The 22,766-nt window shown below is 48.0% G+C and carries 19 protein-coding genes; 7 read left to right on the top strand and 12 right to left on the bottom strand.

What is annotated here, in order from left to right:
• Nucleotides 1–35 precede the first annotated feature (35 nt).
• Nucleotides 36–860, bottom strand: coding sequence for a 1,4-dihydroxy-2-naphthoyl-CoA synthase (gene menB / locus LZD49_RS06360; protein WP_223410062.1), 825 nt, complete (start codon nt 858–860; stop codon nt 36–38).
• A 123-nt stretch (nt 861–983) separates the two neighbouring features.
• On the opposite strand from menB, the gene LZD49_RS06355 reads away from it, so the two are divergent.
• Complete coding sequence (locus LZD49_RS06355) at nt 984–2,102, top strand: AMP-binding protein (protein WP_234666476.1); 1,119 nt, start codon at nt 984–986, stop codon at nt 2,100–2,102.
• Between the two features lie 97 nt (nt 2,103–2,199).
• Nucleotides 2,200–2,877: a hypothetical protein gene (locus LZD49_RS06350; protein WP_234666475.1), complete on the top strand. Its 678-nt coding sequence runs from the start codon at nt 2,200–2,202 to the stop codon at nt 2,875–2,877.
• Between the two features lie 7 nt (nt 2,878–2,884).
• On the opposite strand, the gene LZD49_RS06345 is transcribed toward LZD49_RS06350, so the two are convergent.
• The 4 genes from LZD49_RS06345 to topA all read right to left on the bottom strand — a co-directional run bounded on the left by LZD49_RS06345 (nt 2,885) and on the right by topA (nt 8,235).
• Nucleotides 2,885–3,994, bottom strand: a complete 1,110-nt coding sequence (locus LZD49_RS06345) for a helix-turn-helix transcriptional regulator (protein WP_234666474.1) — start codon at nt 3,992–3,994, stop codon at nt 2,885–2,887.
• Nucleotides 3,995–4,225: 231 nt separating this feature from the next.
• Nucleotides 4,226–5,107: a bifunctional 5,10-methylenetetrahydrofolate dehydrogenase/5,10-methenyltetrahydrofolate cyclohydrolase gene (locus tag LZD49_RS06340; RefSeq protein ID WP_234666473.1), complete on the bottom strand. Its 882-nt coding sequence runs from the start codon at nt 5,105–5,107 to the stop codon at nt 4,226–4,228.
• A 2-nt stretch (nt 5,108–5,109) separates the two neighbouring features.
• On the bottom strand, nt 5,110–5,799 hold the full coding sequence (locus tag LZD49_RS06335; RefSeq protein WP_234666472.1) for an NAD-dependent deacylase: 690 nt from the start codon (nt 5,797–5,799) through the stop codon (nt 5,110–5,112).
• Between the two features lie 57 nt (nt 5,800–5,856).
• The gene (gene topA / locus LZD49_RS06330) at nt 5,857–8,235 is read right to left on the bottom strand and encodes a type I DNA topoisomerase (RefSeq protein WP_234666471.1); all 2,379 of its coding nucleotides are present in this window, start codon (nt 8,233–8,235) and stop codon (nt 5,857–5,859) included.
• Nucleotides 8,236–8,550: 315 nt separating this feature from the next.
• Here topA and LZD49_RS06325 point away from each other — a divergent pair, with 315 nt between their 5' ends.
• Together LZD49_RS06325 and LZD49_RS06320 are read left to right on the top strand one after the other, a co-directional pair.
• Nucleotides 8,551–11,322, top strand: coding sequence for a bifunctional aconitate hydratase 2/2-methylisocitrate dehydratase (locus LZD49_RS06325; protein ID WP_234666470.1), 2,772 nt, complete (start codon nt 8,551–8,553; stop codon nt 11,320–11,322).
• 57 nt (nt 11,323–11,379) lie between these two features.
• A complete protein-coding gene (locus LZD49_RS06320; protein WP_234666469.1) occupies nt 11,380–13,650 on the top strand; it encodes an aconitate hydratase in 2,271 nt (756 codons plus the stop codon).
• 82 nt (nt 13,651–13,732) lie between these two features.
• Here the strand turns inward: LZD49_RS06320 and lspA are convergent, their stop codons facing one another.
• Both lspA and LZD49_RS06310 read right to left on the bottom strand, forming a co-directional pair.
• Complete coding sequence (gene lspA / locus LZD49_RS06315) at nt 13,733–14,245, bottom strand: signal peptidase II (protein ID WP_234666468.1); 513 nt, start codon at nt 14,243–14,245, stop codon at nt 13,733–13,735.
• Nucleotides 14,245–14,934, bottom strand: a complete 690-nt coding sequence (locus LZD49_RS06310) for a DUF1080 domain-containing protein (RefSeq protein WP_234666467.1) — start codon at nt 14,932–14,934, stop codon at nt 14,245–14,247. Before LZD49_RS06310 ends, lspA begins: the two co-directional genes overlap by 1 nt.
• 144 nt (nt 14,935–15,078) lie before the next feature.
• Here LZD49_RS06310 and LZD49_RS06305 point away from each other — a divergent pair, with 144 nt between their 5' ends.
• The gene (locus LZD49_RS06305; RefSeq protein ID WP_234666466.1) at nt 15,079–16,923 is read left to right on the top strand and encodes a M61 family metallopeptidase; all 1,845 of its coding nucleotides are present in this window, start codon (nt 15,079–15,081) and stop codon (nt 16,921–16,923) included.
• Nucleotides 16,924–17,046: 123 nt separating this feature from the next.
• Here LZD49_RS06305 and LZD49_RS06300 read toward each other — a convergent pair whose 3' ends face one another.
• Together LZD49_RS06300 and LZD49_RS06295 are read right to left on the bottom strand one after the other, a co-directional pair.
• On the bottom strand, nt 17,047–17,820 hold the full coding sequence (locus LZD49_RS06300; RefSeq protein ID WP_234666465.1) for a TIGR03915 family putative DNA repair protein: 774 nt from the start codon (nt 17,818–17,820) through the stop codon (nt 17,047–17,049).
• The gene (locus LZD49_RS06295) at nt 17,820–19,076 is read right to left on the bottom strand and encodes a putative DNA modification/repair radical SAM protein (RefSeq protein ID WP_234666683.1); all 1,257 of its coding nucleotides are present in this window, start codon (nt 19,074–19,076) and stop codon (nt 17,820–17,822) included. The genes LZD49_RS06300 and LZD49_RS06295 overlap by 1 nt, the downstream gene beginning before the upstream one ends.
• Nucleotides 19,077–19,346: 270 nt before the next feature.
• Here LZD49_RS06295 and LZD49_RS06290 point away from each other — a divergent pair, with 270 nt between their 5' ends.
• Entirely contained in the window at nt 19,347–19,970 is a 624-nt protein-coding gene (locus LZD49_RS06290) for a thioredoxin-like domain-containing protein (RefSeq protein WP_234666464.1), read from the top strand.
• On the opposite strand, the gene LZD49_RS06285 is transcribed toward LZD49_RS06290, so the two are convergent.
• Genes LZD49_RS06285 through LZD49_RS06275 form a run of 3 tightly spaced genes read right to left on the bottom strand, consistent with a single transcriptional unit; the run spans nt 19,971 to nt 21,815 of the window.
• A complete protein-coding gene (locus tag LZD49_RS06285; RefSeq protein WP_234666463.1) occupies nt 19,971–20,774 on the bottom strand; it encodes a GNAT family N-acetyltransferase in 804 nt (267 codons plus the stop codon). It lies immediately after the preceding gene.
• A gap of 28 nt (nt 20,775–20,802) precedes the next feature.
• Nucleotides 20,803–21,342 (bottom strand): hypothetical protein, encoded by a 540-nt coding sequence (locus LZD49_RS06280; protein ID WP_234666462.1) that lies wholly within the window; start codon nt 21,340–21,342, stop codon nt 20,803–20,805.
• Nucleotides 21,339–21,815: an RNA polymerase sigma factor gene (locus LZD49_RS06275; protein ID WP_234666461.1), complete on the bottom strand. Its 477-nt coding sequence runs from the start codon at nt 21,813–21,815 to the stop codon at nt 21,339–21,341. The genes LZD49_RS06280 and LZD49_RS06275 overlap by 4 nt, the downstream gene beginning before the upstream one ends.
• A gap of 95 nt (nt 21,816–21,910) precedes the next feature.
• Here LZD49_RS06275 and LZD49_RS06270 point away from each other — a divergent pair, with 95 nt between their 5' ends.
• Nucleotides 21,911–22,750: a sulfurtransferase gene (locus LZD49_RS06270; RefSeq protein WP_234666460.1), complete on the top strand. Its 840-nt coding sequence runs from the start codon at nt 21,911–21,913 to the stop codon at nt 22,748–22,750.
• Nucleotides 22,751–22,766 lie beyond the last annotated feature (16 nt).

The raw sequence follows: 22,766 nt of genomic DNA, 5'->3' as shown, positions 1-22,766 counted from the left end.
GGTAGGAGTTAAAATGTTAATCTTTCTGGACTAAATCAAGGAAATTTTGGGAATTTGCTGAAATCCGGCTTTCTTTTTTCCAAAAACGAGCGCTGGCCTTCTTTGGCTTCCTCGCTAAGGTAATAAAGCAACGTCGCATTGCCGGCAAGTTCCTGAATACCGGCCTGGCCGTCCAGTTCCGCATTGAATGCACTTTTCAGCATACGGATCGATAGGGGGCTTTTCTCCTGGATTTTCTTCGCCCATTCCAATGTAACCGGTTCGAGCTGCTCCAAAGGAACGACTTTGTTTACCAGGCCCATTTGCAATGCTTCATCAGCGTCATATTGGTCGCAGAGGAACCAGATCTCGCGCGCTTTTTTCTGGCCAACCACACGTGCCAGGTAAGATGCGCCAAAACCGCCATCAAAGCTGCCGACTTTCGGGCCTGTCTGTCCGAATCGTGCATTATCCGCTGCAATGCTAATGTCGCAGATCACGTGCAATACGTGTCCACCGCCGATCGCCCAGCCTGCCACCATCGCAATGACCGCTTTCGGGATCGAACGGATCATTTTTTGAAGGTCGAGCACATTCAGGCGTGGTACATGGTCATCGCCGATATAGCCGCCGTGGCCGCGTACCGACTGGTCGCCACCGGAACAAAATGCTTTGCCGCCCTCGCCTGTCAAAATGATCACATCGATCCTGGGATCCTCACGGCAAATGTGCATCGCGTCGATCATTTCGGTTACCGTGAGCGGCGTGAATGCGTTATGCTTATGCGGGCGGTTGATGCTGATTTTGGCAATTCCTTCGTGAAGCGTAAAGAGAATTTCTTCGTATTCTTTAATGGTTTCCCATTGAACTGTACTGGACATAAAATCAGAGTGGTAAAATTAAAATAAATGCAATCGGTAAGCAATGCGAAAGCCGGAATGCGGCCACCAGGGATTGCCCGAATGTGCGAAATTAGTCATTGTTTAGGTTACCTTCAAAAACAAATGAATAACTTTCCGGAGCATTCAAGCCCGGTAACAACACCGGTAATGCACGCATTCGCTATGACCTGGACGACGAGCAAAGCGCTTTGGCAAACACAGAAAAGGCCACGAAATCCTTACTTTGCCCAAGCCTATGATTTTATGGAAAAATGGATGCAAGGCAGAGATGAATTTGTGCTGCACACCTCCGGCTCCACCGGCATGCCCAAGCCCATCACGGTTACCCGCAAGCAACTTGCTGACAGTGCAGCCATGACCGGTCAAGTACTCTCGCTCGGAACTGGTACACGCGCGCTGGTTTGTCTGAATGTCGGCTACATTGCCGGATTAATGATGCTCGTAAGAGGAATGGAACTGGATTGGGAGCTCACGATCACCGAGCCGACATCGAACCCAATGGCAGGGCTGGATGCTGTGGATTTTGATTTTGTAGCGCTGGTGCCTATGCAATTGCAGGCAATCCTTGAAAACCCAGCGACGAAGGATCAAGCGGGACATTTGGGTAAGATATTGCTTGGCGGCGCGCCGGTGAGCATGTCTTTATTGGCACTTATCCGGGCGCTTGACGTCCCTGTTTTCCAGAGTTACGGAATGACGGAAACAGTGTCTCACGTTGCATTAAAAGCGCTCAATGGCGTCAACCGGAGCAACTCCTACATGTTCTTACCTGGCATCCAGTTCGGTACCGATGAGCGTGGATGTTTGTTTGTCTCAGGCGCTGTTACCAATGGACACAAGGTGCAAACGAATGATCTGGTGGAAATACAGGGGAATGCATTCCAATGGATTGGCCGGGTGGATAATGTGATCAATTCGGGCGGGGTGAAAATCGTGCTCGACCAGGCGGATGAACGTATTGCCTTGGTTTTTAATGATTTGAGTATTTCAAATGCGTTTTTCAGCTGGTGGGAAGCAGATGAGAAATTGGGGCAAAAGTTGGTGCTGGTCATCGAAAAAGAGTTGCCTAGTCTGACACCGGAACAGCTATCGGCAGAAATTAGGAAACATGTTTCAGGCTATGGAAACCCTAAACATATTTACTTTGCAAAAGCATTTGTCAAAACAGCAACCGATAAAATCGACAAGCGAGCAACATTTCAACAGTTTTTAGAATCTTAGAATGGATAAAAATCTTCAAATCCCCGGTCAATATATCATTCGTTTTCAGACGGCTCCGGTGGTCCCGGCCCCCTTTTCACATTTTTATACATTAAAAATGGATATTCAGACGGCGCAGGATCTGCGCGTAGATTTTGATATCGCATACACCGACCGCGACGACCTTTCCGAGGACGAGATCTATGATGAAGGATTTTCAACCGATGACGATTACAAATGGAGAGGCGATTTGCCCGCGATCTGGATCAAGGAGTTTGAAAACATTTTCGAGTCTTCGAAAATCATTCGCAGAAGAGAGGAGAGTGAATTTGAAGATTTTATTGAAATAGAACTGGATGAGAATGACAAGCGCGTCACCATTTATCCGGTCGATAAGGAGCGCTGGTCGTACTTTTTGCAGGAAATGATGCAGGCGATATTTGAAACAGGTGGTCGCGAGAATCCCTTCGAGCTGAGCTATGTTGAAATTGATAATGAGTCCAAGACCACGATCGATCTCAAAGCGTCATTTGCGAAAAAGGAATTCACATTAAGCAAAAATGCGGGCACGGTGCGTCAACTGGATTGGAATCAGTTGCAGAAAATCATGGACACAATTTACAAAGCTGAATTCGTGCCGGATAATGCATCTGAAAACAAACCTACGAAACGAGGGAAATACATCACTGCCGGCGATGGATTATGGTACAAAATGGGTGAGGCAATCCTCGAAACAACATCCAAAAGTAAGGACTTATCAAAAATCGAGGCATTGTTCAATGCCCTTTCCAAATAAGGTGGACTTATTGACGGTACTGGCTCAGCTCTATTTGTAACTCATCTACGAGCTGAGCCACTCTTTCGAGTGAAGGCTGAGGCTGAGGCATTTGCAGGCTTATAAAGGCTTTCACTTCCCACACTTCCAGCACATCCTGCAACGGAATTTCGAGCTCTTCAATATCCGTATTATCCGAGGTGAGCAGCAAAATACCAGCCGTTTTTACCTGGTTGAACACATTGCGGTAAATTAGTCCCTGGCTTCTTAGTAAGAATACATATTGCATTCCATCCTTGATATCGTACCAATTCCGAATGAACGTTCCCACGAGAATGGACCCGGGATACGCAAAATCTTCTCCACTTTCGAATGCACGATAATAGCCCGACGGTAAGTTAGGCAATTGAAACAATGGCAGGCCATTGAGGTAGGCCGGGTTCTGAAAGTTGGCAATGTATTCGGCCTGTGCATTGCGCGCGACCCACTGAATGGTCGGGAAATGATGTGCAGGCTGTTCTACCGCTGCATTGAACTGTGTCGCCTGGTACTGGTTGTTAAATGTAGGTATGCCTGCTACCGGCTGAGGTGTGGTGTGCTGAGACGCTGCTTGCCGAGTTTTTGGTTGCGGCGCTGGTTGTTGCGGCGCGGCAATTGGTTGCTGAAATACGGGTTGCTGAAACATCGGAGGTTGGTCCTGCTGGTTGGCCTGGTACACTTCTCCACTAACAGGTTTCAGATTGACTTGCCGCGACACCTGCCGGATCGGCTGCTCGGGCTGCTGATAGGTTTCAATGATTTTAGAAAGTGGCTGTGGCTCCGTATATCCCGGCGTCCGCGTAGGTGAGGGCTGCGGCATCGCTCCCGAATGCGAAACGGTCATCTGACGTGAGCTTGTCAGCGGCAGTGACATCTCGGGTGTTTCCCTTAGTCTTCGTAGATCGTTTTTTAGCAAATTGTCAACGCTAACCCCGAATGCGGCAGCCATGTTTTTGAGGTTAGTAAGGTTTGGATTAGCTCTTGCTTCCTCATAAGCTCCCAGCAACGACCTCTTGATCGCAATCTTACGGGCAAACTGTTCCTGCGTCAGGCCGTTCAGCCTTCTGAGGTACTTGATGTTGTTGCTGACGATGCTCATAGTATAACCAATCGGTTGAAACTGCCTACTAATTGACAAATCTTTTAGTAAAAAATGAAACCAGCAACTTTCTCACATTCTTTTTTCGAATTTAATACAAAAAAGCCGGGTCATCAGGTTTAAGCTTAGTTACCTGACGATCCAGCTTTTACGAAAACGGGTTATTTTTACTTCTATGACCGGCCGTCGGCTGTCAGCAGTCGGCTGTCATTTATAAGGTTGTCTTTATGATTATTTATAAATCTCTTTTTTTGCAGCTTTAAATGTATTCGTCAGCAAACCGCAAATGGTCATCAGCCCAACGCCACCCGGAACCGGGGTAATGAAGCTGGCTTTTGGCGCAACATCATTAAAATCCACATCCCCTTTGATCGAGAATCCGCTCTTTTTGGTAGCATCCGCCACACGGGTAATGCCCACATCCACCACCACCGCACCTTCTTTGATATAGTCGGCAGTCACGAACTCCGGACGGCCCAATGCGACGATCAGAATGTCGGCCGACTGGCAGATCTCTTTCAGATTTTGTGTCTTACTATGCGTGATGGTCACCGTGCTATTTCCCGGATACGTATTGCGCTGCATCAGGATGCTCATTGGTAAGCCTACGATTTGGCTGCGGCCAATGACGACGCAGTGCTTTCCGCTTGTTTCAATGCCCGCACGGATCAGCATTTCAAGTATGCCAAATGGTGTCGCGGAAATGTAAGCAGGCAGCCCTTTGCACATTCTGCCAACATTGATAGGATGAAAGCCGTCCACATCCTTTGCGGGATTCACGGCTTCCATGACGGTATTTTCAGAGATATGTTTTGGCAGGGGAAGCTGAACGATAAAACCATCCACATCCGGATCGTTGTTAAGCGATTCCACCGCCGCAAGGAGTTGTGCCTCGGTAATATCGGCTTCGAAGCGCAGCAGGGTAGAAGTGAAACCGATCTCTTCACAGCTGCGGATCTTAGAAGCTACATAAGTTTCGCTGGCGCCGTCCTGGCCCACCAGGATTGCCGCCAAATGAGGCTTCTTGCCACCGCCCGCGATCCATTGTTCGACCTCCGTTTTGATTTCAGATTTTATTTGGGAGGAAATAGCCTTCCCGTCGAGTAGTTGCATTATTATTCAGGTAGTAAATATTTCTTAATCAAAGTTTGCATTCCGGTAGTCGCCTTTTCCTGAATGAAAATCATGTTGGATTTTAATGTAATATCCGGTTTGGCCGGGTCTACGATATAAATACGCTTGCCGGGACGGACGTAGTGCACCAGCCCCGCAGCGGGATAAACGGCCAGTGACGTTCCGATAACGAGGAAAGCATCTGCCTGTTCGGCCACGTCGACTGCTACTTCCATCATTGGCACCCCCTCGCCAAACCATACGATATGCGGCCGCAATTGGCTACCCAGCTCGCACAAATCGCCGGTTTTTAGCTCCCAGCCTGTCATTTCATATACCAGCCCAGGATCTTTAGTGCTACGTGATTTGAAAAGCTCTCCATGCAAATGAATCACTTTCGAAGAGCCAGCGATTTCATGCAGGTTATCGACATTCTGCGTCACGATCGTTACATCAAAATCCTTTTCCAGCTCTGCCAGCGCGTAATGTGCCGAATTAGGCTTCACATCGGCGGCCTGTTTGCGTCGCTGGTTATAAAAATCCAGCACAAGTTCCTGGTTCCGCACCCACGCCTCGGGCGTAGCTACATCCTCGATCCGATAGTTATCCCAAAGCCCATTATTGTCACGAAAAGTACTGATCCCGCTTTCTGCGCTGATCCCTGCTCCGGAAAGTACAACTAGCTTTTTCATGGGCTTTTTATCGTTAATCGTGGATAATCGCGTTCATGCAGCGGCGTTTAAGAGGTGTTAACCCTTTTTGACAGCCTTCTTTGCGGCGGGCTTCTTAGCCGCCGGAGCCTTTGCCGCAGCCGCAGGCTTTTTAGCTCCGCGTCCGGCAGGCTTATCCGGCGTTTCCGCTGCCAGTTTCAATACCTGGTCGTAAGTCAGCGAGGCAGGCTCGGTACCTTTCGGGATCTTCACATTCTTCTTTCCAAAAGCAATGTAAGGCCCATACCGTCCATTCAAAACCTTCGCCTCCGGATCTTCCGTAAACTCTTTAATGGTCCGGTTGCTGTCCTGCAAACGCTTCTCTCCGATAATTTCGATCAACCGCTCTTCGGTTACTGCCATGGGATCGTCTGTCTTGGCAAGCGAATAATACTTCGCGTCGTGCTTGACATAAGGGCCGAATTTGCCGACGTTCACGACCATATCCTTTTCTTCAAAGAACCCAACCTGACGAGGCAGTTTAAATAGCTCAAATGCCTCGTCCAAAGTGATGTTCTCCATGAGCTGTCCCTTCTGCAAGCTCGCGAAACGCGGCTTTTCTTCGTCTTCCACATCGCCGATCTGCACATATGGGCCGTATTTCCCGATCCGCACCGATACTTTTTTACCCGTTGCCGGATCCTCACCCAGGTCACGCGAGGTAAGGCTCTTATCAATCGCCTCTTCGCGCGCTTCGGCTACTTTTTTCTGGAACGGCGTGTAAAAGTCCCTGATCATCTGTTGCCAGCCTAACTGACCGTCCGCAATATGGTCAAAATCCTTTTCGACGTTCGCGGTGAACGAATAATCGACGATATCTTGGAAATGGCTGACCAGGAAGTCGTTTACCACCATTCCAGTACTGGTCGGGAATAGTTTAGACTTTTCCGAACCGTAAACTTCTTTATTCACCTTGCTTTTGATCTGCTCATCGGCAAGGGTCAATTCTTTAAATTCCCTTTCAAAACCCTGACGGTCCTCTTTTACAATATATTCCCGTTTCTGGATCGTCGAGATCGTTGGCGCATAAGTTGACGGCCGCCCGATCCCCATTTCTTCCAGTTTCTTCACCAAGCTTGCCTCCGTATAGCGCGGTGGGTTTCTTGTAAACCGCTCCGTCGCTTTCATATCTGCCAGCTTCAATATCTGACCGATATTCAATGGAGGAAGCATTCCTTTTTGTTCCTCGTCCTCCTCGTCGCTGGATTCCAGATATACTTTCAAAAACCCTTCAAACTTAATCACCTCGCCTTGTGCTACCAGCTCTTCAGATGTAGTCGAGATGGCAATGGTGGCCGTTGTGCGCTCCAATTGTGCATCCGACATTTGTGAGGCAATCGCGCGTTTCCAGATCAGTTCGTACAAACGCTGTTCGTTGCGGTCGCCGCTGCCTACCAGCGTAGAAAAATCGGTAGGACGGATCGCTTCGTGAGCCTCTTGTGCCGACTCGGACTTGGTTTTGAATATACGGCGGTTGTAATATTCATCGCCATATTCTTTCGTGATCTGCTGCTTTGACTTATCCAACGCTTCTTCCGACAGGTTTGTAGAGTCGGTACGCATGTAGGAAATTTTACCGGCTTCGTATAGGCGCTGCGCGACGGTCATCGTCTGCGCTACCGAAAAGCTCAGCTTGCGCGATGCTTCCTGTTGTAATGTAGAAGTTGTAAATGGCGGTGCAGGAGTTTTTTTAGCTGGTTTTACTTCAAGATTGCGGATAGAAAACTGCGCCCCGATGCACTTTTCGAGGAACTGTTGTGCATCCTGCTCGTTGGAAAGGTTTTTCGCCAGTTCGGCATTCAGTACTTTACCATTGCCAAGGTCGAAATGGGCCGTTACCTTAAAGCTGCTTTTGCTTTTGAATGCGTCTATTTCTCTTTCGCGCTCTACTATAATACGTACAGCCACAGATTGCACACGGCCGGCCGACAGGTTGGATTTACCGATCCGAATCTTTTTCCAGAGAACGGGTGAAAGTTCATAACCCACGAGGCGATCGAGAATACGACGCGCCTGTTGGGCGTCTACCAGGTCTGTGTCAATGGTCCGTGGTTTGGCGATGGCATTCCGGAGAGCGGTTTTGGTGATCTCGCGAAATACGATCCGTTTGGTATCGTCGGGCAGGCCGAGGGCCTCCTTCAAATGCCAGGAAATCGCTTCCCCCTCGCGGTCATCATCGGTCGCTAGCCATACCTCGGCATCTTTTGCCAGTTTTTTTAGCTCTGAAATGACTTTGACTTTATCGGAGGAGATTTCGTAAGAGGGTTGGAAACCATGCTCAACATCAACACCCATATCATGTTCCGGGAGGTCACGGACGTGTCCAAAACTGGACTTGACAGTGAAATCCTGCCCAAGGTAACTTTCAATGGTTTTGGCCTTCGCCGGTGACTCTACGATCACCAGATTTTTTGACATAACTTTCTAATTAAGGGACCTGGTAGCACTTTGAATGTCCAAATATAGGGTACAATCCTAGAAAAAATCAAAGCTGACGGAAAAACGGAACCCTTTACAGCACCTCCCGAAGGGGTGGTTCAAATTATTTCTTCAATATGCGGGTTGTCAGAACAAATTTTTTTTTACGTAGGTTATCTAAATGTACGACTAGAATATACTCGTTTTAAATAGTAGGGAAAATCGGCCGAAATACCTCCGTATATTCCGTAATTTCGTACTTTCGCGCGTTTTAATGACAACAGATTTTGCCTTTAACATTGAAAAGATTTCATCATGAATATCTATCAGGACTACATTAAAGAGATTGAAGAAAGAAAAACCCAGGGGCTTCATCCAAAGCCAATCGATGGTGCCGAATTGCTTGGAGAAATCATCGCACAAATTAAAGATTCGGAAAACGAGCATCGGGAAGATTCGCTCAAATTTTTTATTTACAACACACTTCCAGGAACCACAAGTGCTGCCGGTGCAAAAGCGAGGTTTTTAAAAGAGATCATTCTGGGGGAATCCGTAGTGGCAGAAATATCACCAGCTTTTGCTCTTGAGTTGTTGTCGCATATGAAAGGTGGCCCGTCTATTGGCGTATTGCTTGATCTTGCCCTAAATGACGATGCTTCTGTTGCAATACAAGCGGCGGAGGTTCTCAAGACACAGGTTTTCCTTTATGATGCGGACATAGACCGTCTCAAAGAGGCATTCAAAAGCGGTAACGAAATCGCCAGAGGGATTCTTGAAAGCTACGCACGCGCTGAGTTTTTCACCAAACTGCCAGACGTACCCGAAGAAATTCATATAGTTACTTTTATTGCAGGCGAGGGCGACATTTCGACTGATTTGCTCTCTCCGGGTAACCAGGCCCACTCCCGCTCGGACCGTGAATTACACGGTAAATGTATGATTACCCCCCAGGCGCAACAGGAAATCAAGGCATTGCAGGAAGAACATCCCGGCAAAAGCGTGATGTTGATCGCCGAAAAGGGTACGATGGGCGTGGGTTCATCCAGGATGTCCGGCGTAAACAACGTCGCGCTTTGGACTGGTAAGCAGGCGAGCCCATATATTCCATTTGTCAATATTGCTCCGATTGTTGGGGGTACAAATGGCATCTCCCCGATTTTCCTCACTACTGTCGACGTAACTGGCGGTATTGGTATTGATCTCAAAAACTGGGTCAAAAAGGTGGATGCGGATGGTAATGTTGTTCGCAATGAAAGTGGTGACCCTGTTCTTGAGGAAGTTTACTCTGTCGCTACGGGCACTGTTCTGACCATTAATACAAAAACAAAGAAGCTTTACAATGGCGATCAGGAACTGATTGACATTTCTAAGGCCCTCACTCCTCAGAAAAAGGAATTTATCCGGGCCGGGGGATCATACGCTATTGTATTCGGCAAAAAGATTCAGACAGTTGCGGCGAAGATTCTCGGTATAGAACCTACTTCTGTATTTGCTCCGTCGAAGGAGATTTCTAATGAAGGGCAAGGCCTTACGGCAGTAGAAAAGATCTTCAACAGAAACGCGGTTGGGATTACTCCGGGTAAGGTGTTACACGCCGGCTCAGATGTTCGTGTAGAAGTTAATATCGTCGGTTCACAGGATACTACTGGTTTAATGACTGCTCAGGAACTGGAGTCGATGGCGGCAACAACGATCTCGCCGATTGTTGACGGGGCCTACCAGTCGGGCTGTCACACAGCATCAGTATGGGATAAAAAAGCGCAGGCTAATATTCCGAAGCTGATGAAGTTCATGAATGACTTCGGTTTGATTACCGCTCGTGACCCGAAAGGAGAATATCACTCCATGACCGATGTGATCCACAAGGTGCTCAATGACATTACTATTGACGAGTGGGCGATTATCATCGGCGGCGACTCTCACACGAGGATGTCGAAAGGTGTTGCATTTGGTGCTGACTCAGGGACAGTGGCGCTTGCATTGGCTACGGGTGAGGCATCCATGCCAATTCCTGAATCCGTGAAAGTGACATTCAAGGGCGACATGAAGGAGCATATGGATTTCCGAGATGTAGTTCATGCAACACAAGCTCAAATGTTGCAGCAATTTGGTGGAGAGAATGTATTCCAGGGTAGAATCATCGAGGTTCATCTCGGAACGCTTCCTGCCGACCAGGCATTCACTTTTACAGACTGGACTGCGGAAATGAAGGCTAAGGCCTCTATCTGTATTTCTGAGGATGACACCCTGATCGAATCACTGGAAATTGCGAAAAACAGAATCCAGATCATGATCGATAAAGGCATGGAGAACCATAAGCAGGTTCTTCAGGGATTGATCAACAAAGCGGATAAGCGGATCGCGGAAATTAAATCGGGTGAAAAGCCAGCACTGACCCCGGATGCGAATGCGAAGTATTATGCTGAGGTTGTTATTGACCTTGATGCGATCGTAGAGCCTATGATTGCTGATCCGGATGTCAATAATAAAGAAGTTTCCAAGCGTTACACGCACGATACCATTCGCCCGCTGTCTTACTATGGGGAAGATAAAAAGGTAGATCTTGGTTTTGTCGGCTCCTGCATGGTTCATAAGGGAGATCTGAAAATTGTTTCCCAGATGCTTAAAAACCTGGAAGAGCAGCAAGGCAAAGTCGAGTTTCATGCACCGCTTGTGGTGGCAGCGCCTACTTATAATATTATCGAAGAACTCAAAAAAGAAGGTGACTGGGATGTATTGCAGAAATATTCCGGTTTCGAATTCGACGACAATGCGCCAAAAGTAGCGGCCCGTACCGAATACGAAAATATGATGTATCTGGAACGTCCGGGCTGTAACCTTTGCATGGGTAACCAGGAAAAAGCAGCCAAAGGGGATACCGTTCTGGCAACTTCAACACGTCTTTTCCAGGGAAGGGTCGTGGAAGATTCGGAGCGTAAAAAAGGAGAGTCTTTACTCGCATCGACACCGGTTGTTGTGCTGTCGGCAATCCTTGGACGAATTCCTAATGTGGATGAATATAAGGCTGCGGTAGTTGGTATTGACCTGACCAAGTTCGCCCCTCCTGTCAAGCAATTGAGTAGGTAGCCATTGGTGGTACAGTTGTTGAGAAGAGTGAATGTGTAAAACATTAATTTGAGAGATATGGCGTTTGACTTAGATATGATTAAGGGTGTTTATGCCCGCATGCAGGAAAGAGTGGAAGTTGCCCGTAAAGTAGTAGGGCGTCCATTGACCTTAGCAGAAAAGATTTTGTACTCTCATTTGTGGGAAGGTAGCCCTACGCAGGTTTACGAGCGAGGAAAATCTTATGTGGATTTTGCCCCTGACCGTGTTGCTATGCAGGATGCGACTGCCCAGATGGCGCTTTTACAATTCATGCAGGCGGGAAGACCTCAGGTTGCAGTTCCTTCAACAGTGCATTGCGACCACCTTATTCAGGCAGAAGTCGGGGCGGTGCAGGATTTAAAAAATGCGGTAGATAAAAACAAAGAAGTGTACGATTTCCTATCGTCAGTTTCTGATAAATATGGTTTAGGTTTCTGGAAAGCAGGTGCGGGTATTATTCACCAGGTTGTTCTTGAAAACTACGCATTCCCGGGTGGGATGATGATCGGAACGGACTCACATACACCGAATGCGGGTGGTTTGGGGATGATCGCGATCGGTGTGGGCGGTGCAGATGCGAGTGACGTGATGTCTGGTCTTGCGTGGGAATTGAAAATGCCTCGTTTGATCGGTGTTAAGCTCACGGGCAAATTAAGCGGATGGACCGCTGCGAAAGACGTGATCCTGTGGGTTGCAGGCCAGCTTACTGTGAAAGGTGGAACGGGCTACGTGGTAGAGTATTTCGGCGAAGGAGCTGAAAGCCTTTCTGCGACTGGTAAAGGCACAATCTGTAACATGGGTGCTGAGATCGGAGCGACAACTTCCATCTTTGCTTACGACGAGAAAAGCGCAGCTTACCTGAGATCAACGGATCGTGCTGATGTTGCCGATGCGGCCGATGCCATTAAAGGAAATCTTCGTGCTGACGATGAAGTTTATGCAGATCCCGCATCTTACTACGATCAGCTTCTTGAATTGGATCTGACAACATTGGAGCCTCATGTAAACGGACCGTTTACGCCGGACCTGGCCTGGCCGCTCTCTAAATTCGCTACGGCTGTCAAAGAAAACGGATGGCCCGAAGTGCTGTCGGTTGGTCTGATCGGTTCCTGCACCAACTCTTCTTATGAAGACGTGAGCCGCGCCGCTTCTTTGGCCCAACAGGCTGTTGATAAAAAATTGCAGGTCACTTCCGAATATACCATTACGCCTGGTTCGGAACAGGTTCGCTACACGGTGGAACGCGACGGTTACCTGGATACATTCGCACAAATCGGCGGCGTAGTGCTGGCCAATGCTTGCGGACCTTGTATCGGCCAATGGGCGCGTCACGGCGCTGAAAAAGGAGAGAAGAATTCCATCATCACCTCATTCAACCGGAACTTCTCGAAACGTGCCGATGGTAATCCCAACACGCACTCTTTCGTAGCTTCTCCCGAGATCGTAACCGCTATGGCCATCGCCGGACGCCTTACTTTTGACCCACGTGTTGACAAGCTTTTGAACACCGAAGGCGTGGAAGTATTGCTGGACGAGCCAACCGGTTTTGAATTGCCAGCCAGAGGATTTGCGGTAGAAGATGCGGGTTACCAGGCTCCTGCGGAAGACGGTAGCCAGGTTCAGGTTCTGGTTAGCCCAACTTCGGACCGTCTGCAACTCCTTGAACCATTCGCTGAGTGGGAAGGAACAGACCTGACCGGTTTGAAGCTGCTGATCAAAGCAAAGGGCAAGTGTACAACCGACCACATTTCAATGGCCGGCCCATGGTTGAAATACCGTGGACACCTGGACAATATCTCGAATAACATGCTGATCGGTGCGGTTAACTTCTTTAACGAAAAAACCAACACCATCAAAAACCAGTTGAATAACCAATATTCGGAAGTACCCGCCGTTCAACGCGATTATAAAGCGCACGGAATCGGTACCATCGTGGTAGGTGACGAAAACTATGGAGAGGGCTCATCTCGCGAGCATGCGGCGATGGAACCACGCTTTCTGGGTGTACGCGCGATTTTGACTAAATCATTCGCCCGTATCCACGAAACCAACCTGAAAAAGCAAGGTATGCTCGCGCTGACATTCGCGAACACAGCAGATTACGACAAAATCCAGGAGGACGACACCATCGATATCCTTGGATTGGAAACATTTGCAGAAGGACAGCCCCTGACGATCGTGCTGCACCACAACGACGGTACGAACGAGGAATTTCCTGTAAACCATACTTACAATGCCCAGCAGATCGAGTGGTTCAAAGCAGGTTCCGCATTGAATATTATCCGCAAATCAGTGGGCGCCGCGTAGTTAGTACATCATCCAAATGCAAAAGGACTTCCGCTAACCGGAAGTCCTTTTTTGTTGCCAGGGTTTTGGAGAAGCGCCCGGATCAATAACCAGGTAACCGCGATTTTTGCCGGCTATACGATTGATATAGGAAGATAAACATCCCCGTCATAATCGAGACATCGGCCATATTAAAGATACCCGTTTGGAATAGCCCAAAATTAATGTGCATAAAATCGGTCACCGAACCGTGCACGAGGCGGTCGTAAATGTTTCCGATGCCACCGCCGATGGCAAAGCTTAATGCGAGGGCGCTCAGCCAGGTGAGGTTCTTTTTGGTAAGCAAATAAATAACGCCAAAGAGTAATGCGATCAGCGGGATAACCGACAGTACAAAAATCTTCACTGCACTTGGTAGTGAGCTGCCTATGCTGAGAAATGCGCCCGTATTTTCGACATAGGTAATTGTTACATAATCACGTATAACGTGGATGGTCTGATAAAAGCCTACATTTTCCCTGATCACACTCTTCGAGATCTGGTCGCACCCGATGTTGGCGACCAACAGCACGATAATGGCAATATTCCTGAAAAGACGGTTTGATTTAAAATTCATTATTTTGATAATGCCTTGATCGGCGTCAGTTTAACTTCCTTGAACTCAACCTCGGAGCCTTCGGACTGCAATGCGATCTGTCCTTTCGAAGCAGTTGCATCGTAGCCATAGTTGACCAGCACGCCATTGAGCCATACTTTGATTGAATTCTTAACACATTCTATCACCATCGAATTCCATTCGCCGAGCGGCTTTTCGGTGCCGTCGGTCAGGTTAGGGATGCGGCGTAGCTTGTCGCCGTTCACGCCCCATTTTTCTTTTGGTCCGCGTCGCTTTTCCATATCGGGCACGGTAATGTCCTCCTGAATGCACCAGAAATCACCTGCATTCTGGTTCATAAGTTGTATTTCAATGGATTTGGGAAACATTTCATACAAATCACGCGGCTTGGAAACGAAAACCAGCGCGCCGCAATTGCCCGGCTTTCCTGCGAACCGGTATTGGAAGGTGAAGCGAAAATTTTCGTGTTGCGCATCGGTAATCAAATGGCCGCCAGGTTCGCCCAAACTTACGAGCAGTCCATTTCGTACGATAAACGGGTTGATGGCCTTAGGATCTTTGTCCATTTCGGGCACGTCTATATGCCAGCCTTTAAGGTCTTTGCCGTTGAAAAGCGTTTTGGTTTGGCTGAATGCGAAATGTGACTTGATAAGCAGGGTCAGGACGAGCGGAAGAAAAAGTTGCTTCATGGATAGTCGATACTATTTAAAGTTTTAATGGTATTTGAACCGGAAAAATTAAGCAATAATTGCATGAGTACACTTATGGTCGTGTCAAATGTTGGGCGAATCATTTAAATTGAAGCACTTTCAATTCAAACTAATTATCAGTCCATGAAGAAACTGGCCGCTTTGCTCGCCACCCCCATGCTATGCTCGTACGCGTTCGCGCAATCCATTCGCTACGATTTATCCTTCCCCAATATCGTCCACCATGAAGCGCGCATTGCGGTAAGCGTTTCGGATGCGGCACAGAAAGAGTTGATATTCCGGATGTCGCGTTCGTCTCCGGGCCGGTATGCGACGCATGAATACGGGAAGAATATCTATGACGTGGCGGCATTCGACAAGGCGGGAAAGCCGGTACAAGTGGAGCGGATCGATGGGGACGTGTACAAAGTTTCGGGCATTGATGGTTTTGTCAAAGTTGAATACACTTTATATGCCAACCACGCGGATGGTACTTATGCTGGAATTGACCCTAATAGCATACATTTGAACGCGCCCGCTACTTTCATGTGGGTCAAAGGCCTGGAAAAATCCCCCCTAACGGTAGTTTTCGACCTATCGACAGCACCTAAAACCCCAACTGAAGCCTCAGCCGCACAATGGACCATTGCGACGCAGCTCAAAACCACAACCGATCCGAAGATCTTTACGGCGCCTGACCTGCAATACTTCATGGATTCGCCCATTAAAATCGGCAAATTGACCGTAAAAGAATGGACCGTTCCGAATGCCGACAGTAAAGCTTCGCAATTCAGGCTCGCGTTGGAAGCGAAAGGCAGCGACTCGCTCGCGACCGTGTTTGCCGGTAAGGTAAAACGCATTACCGAGGAAGCGCGCATGGTTTTTGGCGAATTCCCTGCATTTGATAACGGTAACTATACTTTCCTTGCCAGCATCAATCCCTATGTAAAAGGCGACGGCATGGAGCACCGCAACAGCACGATGATCACCTTGCCGGTCGCTTTCGATGGCTCAAATAACTTGCTGGGCGTGTTTTCCCATGAATTTTTCCATACCTGGAATGTAGAGCGGATCCGTCCCAAGACCCTGGAACCTTTTAATTTTGAAAAGAGCAACATGAGTTTCGAGCTCTGGTTCGCCGAAGGGTTTACCCAATATTACGGAGACTTACTACTGGAAAGGGCCGGATTTGATTCACTGGATGAATATTGCCAGACTTTGACATCGCTTGTCAACACCAAAGAAAATACAGCCGGCGCGCGTCGCATTTCGCCTGTGCAGGCAAGCTGCAACGCAGTTTTTGTTGACGCAGGTGTTTCGATCGACAAGACAAACTATCCCAACATTTATACTTCCTATTACCCTTACGGCGCATCCGTGGCGCTTGCTTTGGATTTACAACTAAGAAGCAAGGGACTTAATCTGGACGATTTTATGAAAGCTGTTTGGACTAAACACGGCAAACCAGAGATTGCTTATAATGTTGCTGATTTGCAGGTAGTTTTAGAGTCCTATTCCAAAGACAAAACATTTGCCCAGGGCTTTTTTTCAAAATACATCAATGGGCATGAGTCCGTAGACTACACGCCATTGCTTGCAAAGGCAGGTTTGGAACTGAAAAAGCAATTCGAAGGACAAGCCTGGATTGGCGATATCCGATATAAGGAAGGCGCCGGTTTGAGCATTACTACCAACACGATCATCGGCAGCCCGCTCTACAAGGCCGGACTCGATATCGATGATGAAATTTTAAAGCTGGACGGTAGAGTGGTAACCAAAAATGATGAACTGGTTTCGATCTTGAAAAGCCATAAGCCGGGGGATCAGATTGCGGTCGAGTACCGGCACCGCGATGATCAAAAGACAGCCATGCTGGAACTAATTGAAAATCCGCGCTTACAGGTTGTTACCTATGAGCAGGCCGGGAAAACGCTGACGGCTGACATGGAGGCGTTCCGAAAGGCCTGGCTTGGAAGCAAATGGAAATAGGAAAAAGCGGTTGCCGGTTCAGCCATTGGTGGCATAGAAAACGGTTACAAGTACATCGTTAGCCGGATAACCGACATAGTAGACATAATTTCCTGCGCTCCCCGGCTTTGGCCATTGGAGGCATTAGAATTGATCTTGCTTCTCCGAGAGATATTTCCAATACCTCCTGGGCACATGCCTGACGTGCAGACGCATATTCTTGCGCGCCTGAATGTTGGTACTTTTGAAGTAATCCTGCCACAGCAGCGTATACAACGCTTCCTGGGAATCTAGCAGGTCCGAAGGAAGTGCATTGACGATCGACATTTGCGGGGCTGAATCCAGTTCTATTTCTTCCGTTTTTTCCAAATCGTAATAGAGCCCGTATTTTCTTTTTAAATCATAGATAATCCAGCGCTGGTCGGCATAGCGGTTCTGGAAATGGTCAGGGAGGAGCGGCAGCACGTCGAAATCCGGTTCTATATGCGCATAGTATATGTCGTCGGCGGTTTTTTGAAAGCGGATGAAGGCTTCCATCCGGTGTTTTTCCCGATGTACCTTTTGGCTTGTCTGTGAAATGGCCAGCACGTCGGGATGTGCGAAATTCTCCCAGGCACCGGTCGGTTGATCGATGATATAACGGGCAAAATTGAGTAAATGCTGAAAAGCTTCCGGTTGTTCGGAAAGAAAGCTTTTGTAAAAGCGTAGCTGCCATTCCTTGCCGAGCTTTCTGCACAGACCTTTCCAAACACGTTTACCTTTTTCGCGGTCGGAATCCACGCGAAACCCTGCGTCGAACACATCCGGAACATGATGGATTTCGCTCACCAATTTCACGACTCTCGATTTCCGCTGGTAACATTCGAAAACAGCCGTGAGCAAGCCTTCCAGCGATCCGTCGAAAATATATAGCTCCATTAGAAAAGCGACAACTGGTTATTCGGATTGGCTTGGTATTTGCTTTTGCTTTCGGAAAGAATAATGCCTTTAATATGCCCCGCTTCATATTCCTTCAACAGCATCGGACTGTCGGCAAACCTGATAAAATGCCGCGCTTTGCGGAATGCGATGCCGAGCTTTCGCAAATGATTTTCATATAAACGCCCGAATTTGCGCGCCTGAACGATTTTCAACGCGGAGGCAACACCAATACCCGGCACGCGCAAGATCATAAAGTAATCTGCGGTATTAATGTCGACCGGAAACTGGTCCAGGTTTCGCAGTGCCCAGCTTAGTTTTGGATCGACGTCGGCTTCGAGATTGGGGTGAAGATCGTTAAGGATTTCCTGCACTTTGAAACCATAGAACCGCATTAGCCAGTCGGCCTGGTACAACCTGTTCTCACGGATCAGCGGTGGCTGGGAGCCAATCACGGGCAGGCGGGCGTCGTTGCTGATCGGAATGTAGCCTGAATAGTACACCCGTTTCAAAGAAAAATTCTGGTAAAATGCATTGGCCGTGTGCATAATCTCCTTATCGGACTCCGCTGTGGCTCCGACGACAATCTGCGTACTCTGGCCCGCCGGGACGAATTTTGGGACGCTTTTAATGAGCGCCTTCTCGCTTTCGAATTGAGTGATATTGTTTTGAATGTATTTCAAAGGCTTTTTCACCTCGGCATGCGATTTTTCCGGTGCCAGTAATTTCAAACCGTTTTCCGTCGGCATTTCCAGGTTAATGCTCATCCGATCGGCGTACAAACCGGCCTCACGTAGCAGCTCGTCACTGGCGCCGGGGATCGTTTTTAAATGGATATAACCATTAAAACGCTCCTCCTGGCGAAGCTTTTTTACGATGCGGACCAATCTTTCCATTGTGTAGTCGGCATTTTTAAAAATCCCCGAACTGAGAAAAAGCCCTTCGATATAATTGCGCCGATAAAAATTCATCGTCAGCTCCACCACCTCTTCTACGGAAAAGGCGGCCCGCTTGATATCGTTGCTGCGCCGCGATACGCAAAATGCGCAGTCAAAAATGCAGTGATTGGTAAGCAGAATTTTCAGCAGCGACACGCAGCGGCCGTCTTCGGTGTAAGTATGGCAAATTCCCGTTCCTTCCGCATCCCCAATTCCTTTATTCTCGTTTTTCCGGTTGCTGCCGCTCGATGAGCATGAAACATCGTATTTAGCAGCATCAGCCAGAATCCCTAACTTCTCACGGATCCGCTCGTACATATCAGAATTTTGCAATTAGTGAAGTTTCCCTAAAATATCGAATGGTGATTTCCAGTTATTAAGAGGTTGCACCGAATGATTATTTGTGCATAAAAATATCAAAACTTTGATACTTATACAATCTTTTAAGGCGGAATGTTTGTAGGTCGTTTATCTAAATTCTCCATTTGCCTGCTAACGGTGGTTGGATCCGCCAGAATATCAGCACATTGTCAGTCCGACGAACCTAAGGTAACCCGCTATAACGGGAAGGTAAGCCAACAGTTCGCCATGAATCGCGATACGCCGATTATCGACCACGCTACCGGAAAGCGTATCAGTTATGAAGCATATGACAATATGCTCAAACGCAATCCAGGCCAATACAAAACCCAGCCTATTTTTGATAAATACGGCAAGCCGTCTGCCTTCGAAATCATTAAAAGAAGTCAGCTGCATATTCAGCAGGATGGTTCCGTCATGCAGAATCCGGATCTGATGCCCGAGATAGGGGAGCCCATCGCCCCGTTCGTCATGCGCGGCCTCGATGGAAAGGAGTATGATTCGGAGAAACTACGGGGTAAATATATTTTGCTGGGATTCTGGGTGCGTTATGAGAAACCTTTATATACATTCGCCAGCACTAAGGTGATTTCCAAATTTATTGATGAAAATAAGGAAAAGGGTATCGAAATCGTATCTCTTGGCACCACGCTAAACACAGAGGACGAATGCCTGGAAGCGATCCCGAAACGGAACTGCGGTTTCATTCCTGTTCCAGAATCTTACGGTTTCAATCACCGGTACAAGATCAGCGAAACGCCCTATTTTATTCTGGTCGACCGCAAAGGCATTATCAAAGCCATGGCGCCGCATACTGAATTTTCAAAAATCAGCGAGCTGGTATTGCGCTAATCAGCCCAAGGCACCGCTGATGCGGTTGTAAAGGTGCTCCGGCTGCCAAATCCTGTGCTTTCCAAGGATCATGCGGCGCGAGGTCCGGTACATGTTATATCCGTTTTCTTGAAGGAATTTTACGCCTGCATGGTTATCCAATGGCAAAATGGCGACCGGTCTTTCCATTAAACGCACTTGAATCAGCGCTGAACCGGCAGCGTGGTTTGCCGCTATAATCGGACCATCGCTCCAGGTTGGAAAGTAAACGCCCTGCAATTCCTGGTTCACATTAACGTAAACTAGGGAATCCTTCAAAAATTCGGCCATCACACCTCGCCGATCCTCACCAGACACGAAGCGGTCGAGCGCATACGCAGCCTCGCGGAAATCTTCTGAAAATGGCCTGATCAGCGTAGACAGTGAGGGCGGTTGAGGAGCGTCTTCCCGTCTCAAATGCGCATATAGTCCTTCTACTTCAAACCCATGTTTCAAATACACCGGATAACCGAATTCCGTGGCGTCGAGATAAATAGTAGCATATCGGTTCGGATCGACACTTTCGATCAGGCTCCGGGTGATGGCGCTCCCCAGCCCTTTGTTCCGGTGTTCGGCATGGGTGATAATGCACGCGAACCAGACCGTATCGGCATGAAAAATCGAGGTTCCGACAGCGACAAGCCGACCATTATCTTCGATCTTGATCGGCTTGCAGCACGGTGATTTTAAAAAGTAGCTGAACCTTGGCCGGATATCCCCCCATCCTTCGGGTTCAAGTTCGGGCAGATAGGCAATGTCATCTTCTGTAAATTCCTGGCAAATCATGGCATGGATAGTTAACCATGCTAAAATGTTAAAAATCTTCCTGCATTTGCTTAAAATGTCTTATTTTTCTTTGCCAACTAATTCCGGAGTAATAGAACATCAGCATAAATACAAATATTAAGATGCTCAAAATGATATATTTATGCTGTGTGAAAACCGTTCGATAAGTCAAAAAGAATACCAATGCCCCGGCATAAAATACCGACGAGGAAAGCGACAGGATTGCCATCTTTTTCAAACGCTGGGTTTGGCGGGCCAATGACGCACGAATGTCACTGTTTACGGATGGATTTTGTATCTGGGAATATCCCAATGCATTATTAATGATGTATAATAAAATGCTGATGATCAGCAATATGTTTACGAAAAGTGGCTTTTGGTTACCATCGAAAGCATCGTAAAAGAGAAATAGGAAAGCGGTAAGTGCGATTATTTCAGCTACGAACTTAACCCGCAGTTTTCTCAGTACCGGATGGTTTCGAACCCGGGTCATCATCGCCAGTTCTTTTTCGGAATGGATTTCCTGGTCGGCATGCTGCCAGTCTGATTTCAGATCATCGATATTCATAGATTTTTTGAGGCTAAAAGTGTCTTCAGTTTTTCTTTAATGCGGTTGAGCTTGACGCCCACATAATTCTCAGAGATGCCTGTAACCGAAGCTATTTCTGCATAGGAATAATCTTCAAGATAAAGTGAAATGAGTGCCCGTTCGGATTCATTCAGCGTACGCAAAGCGCGAAAAAGCCATTCTTCGCGTTCGGAGAAAGTTGTTGCGGGTTCGGCGAGATCGGGAGGCTGATCGGTGAGTGAAATGGCCGGCCTGTGCTTTCGGTAGGAAACGATGGCCGTATTCAGCGCGATCCGGTAAATCCAGGTTGAAACCTTGGATTCGTGCCGAAAGCCGGGAAATGCGCGCCAGAGCTGGTACACGATCTCTTGAAAAAGGTCCTGCTGATCTTCCCGGGTGTTTCGGTACATTTTGCTCACCTTGTGGATGATCCGCTGATGCGCGCCAATCGTTTCCAGAAAAAATTTTTCCATACAAAATCAAATCTTTCCCAATAGGTTGCGGAGATTGGGAAAAACTTATCAAAAGTCACTTTATTTACCAAAGTTTTTTAAAACGAAGCGGTATTATGAACATCATTACAACAGACCAGCTTAAAACCATTCTGGTAAACGAAGATCCGATCGTGATCGACGCTCGGGGAGGGATTGACGCCCTGGAGCGCTACAATCAGGCTCACCTGGAAAATGCCCAGTTTGTAGATCTTGAAACGGATTTGTCGGAAAAGGCCGAAGATCCTTCCCAGGGCGGGCGGCATCCTTTGCCAAGAACCGAGGATTTCGGGCGGTTTTTGGGGGTTTTGGGCATCAGTCCGTCTTCAACAGTTGTTGTATATGACGATAAAAAAGGTGCCAATGCAGCCGCGCGGTTCTGGTGGATGCTGAAGTCCGCGGGACATGAAAAAGTATATGTAGTGAGCGGTGGACTAGATGCGATCGTCGAGGCGGGTATCCAGCCAACCCAAAAAGCGGCTTCGCTGCACGCTTTGGAAGAATATCCCATCACTGGCTGGCAGTTGCCGCTGGTAGATGCCGACGACGTGGCGCTGGCCGCAGCCGATCCTGATTCGATGGTGATCGACGTGCGTGAGCATTACCGTTACCTGGGAGAAAGCGAACCAATCGATCTGTTGGCTGGCCATATTCCAGGCGCCGTCAATATTCCTTACACCTCAAACCTTGACGGTCAAGGCGAATTTATTTCTCCCGCGGACCTGGCAGCAAAATATAAGGAGGCATTAGCCAACAAAGATCCACGCAAAGTAATTGTGCATTGTGGCTCTGGCGTGACCGCCTGCCACACGTTGCTCGCATTGGCTGAGGCAGGTATGCATGGAGCAAGCCTGTATGTAGGCTCATGGAGCGAATGGTCGCGCAATGAAAGACCCATTGCTACAGGAGAAGAATGATCATTCATAGCGGGGC

Origin of the sequence: Dyadobacter sp. CY261, assembly GCF_021440085.1 — a bacterium.
In the GTDB taxonomy this organism is placed as follows: domain Bacteria; phylum Bacteroidota; class Bacteroidia; order Cytophagales; family Spirosomataceae; genus Dyadobacter.
This window is presented reverse-complemented; position numbering and strand designations above follow the sequence as displayed.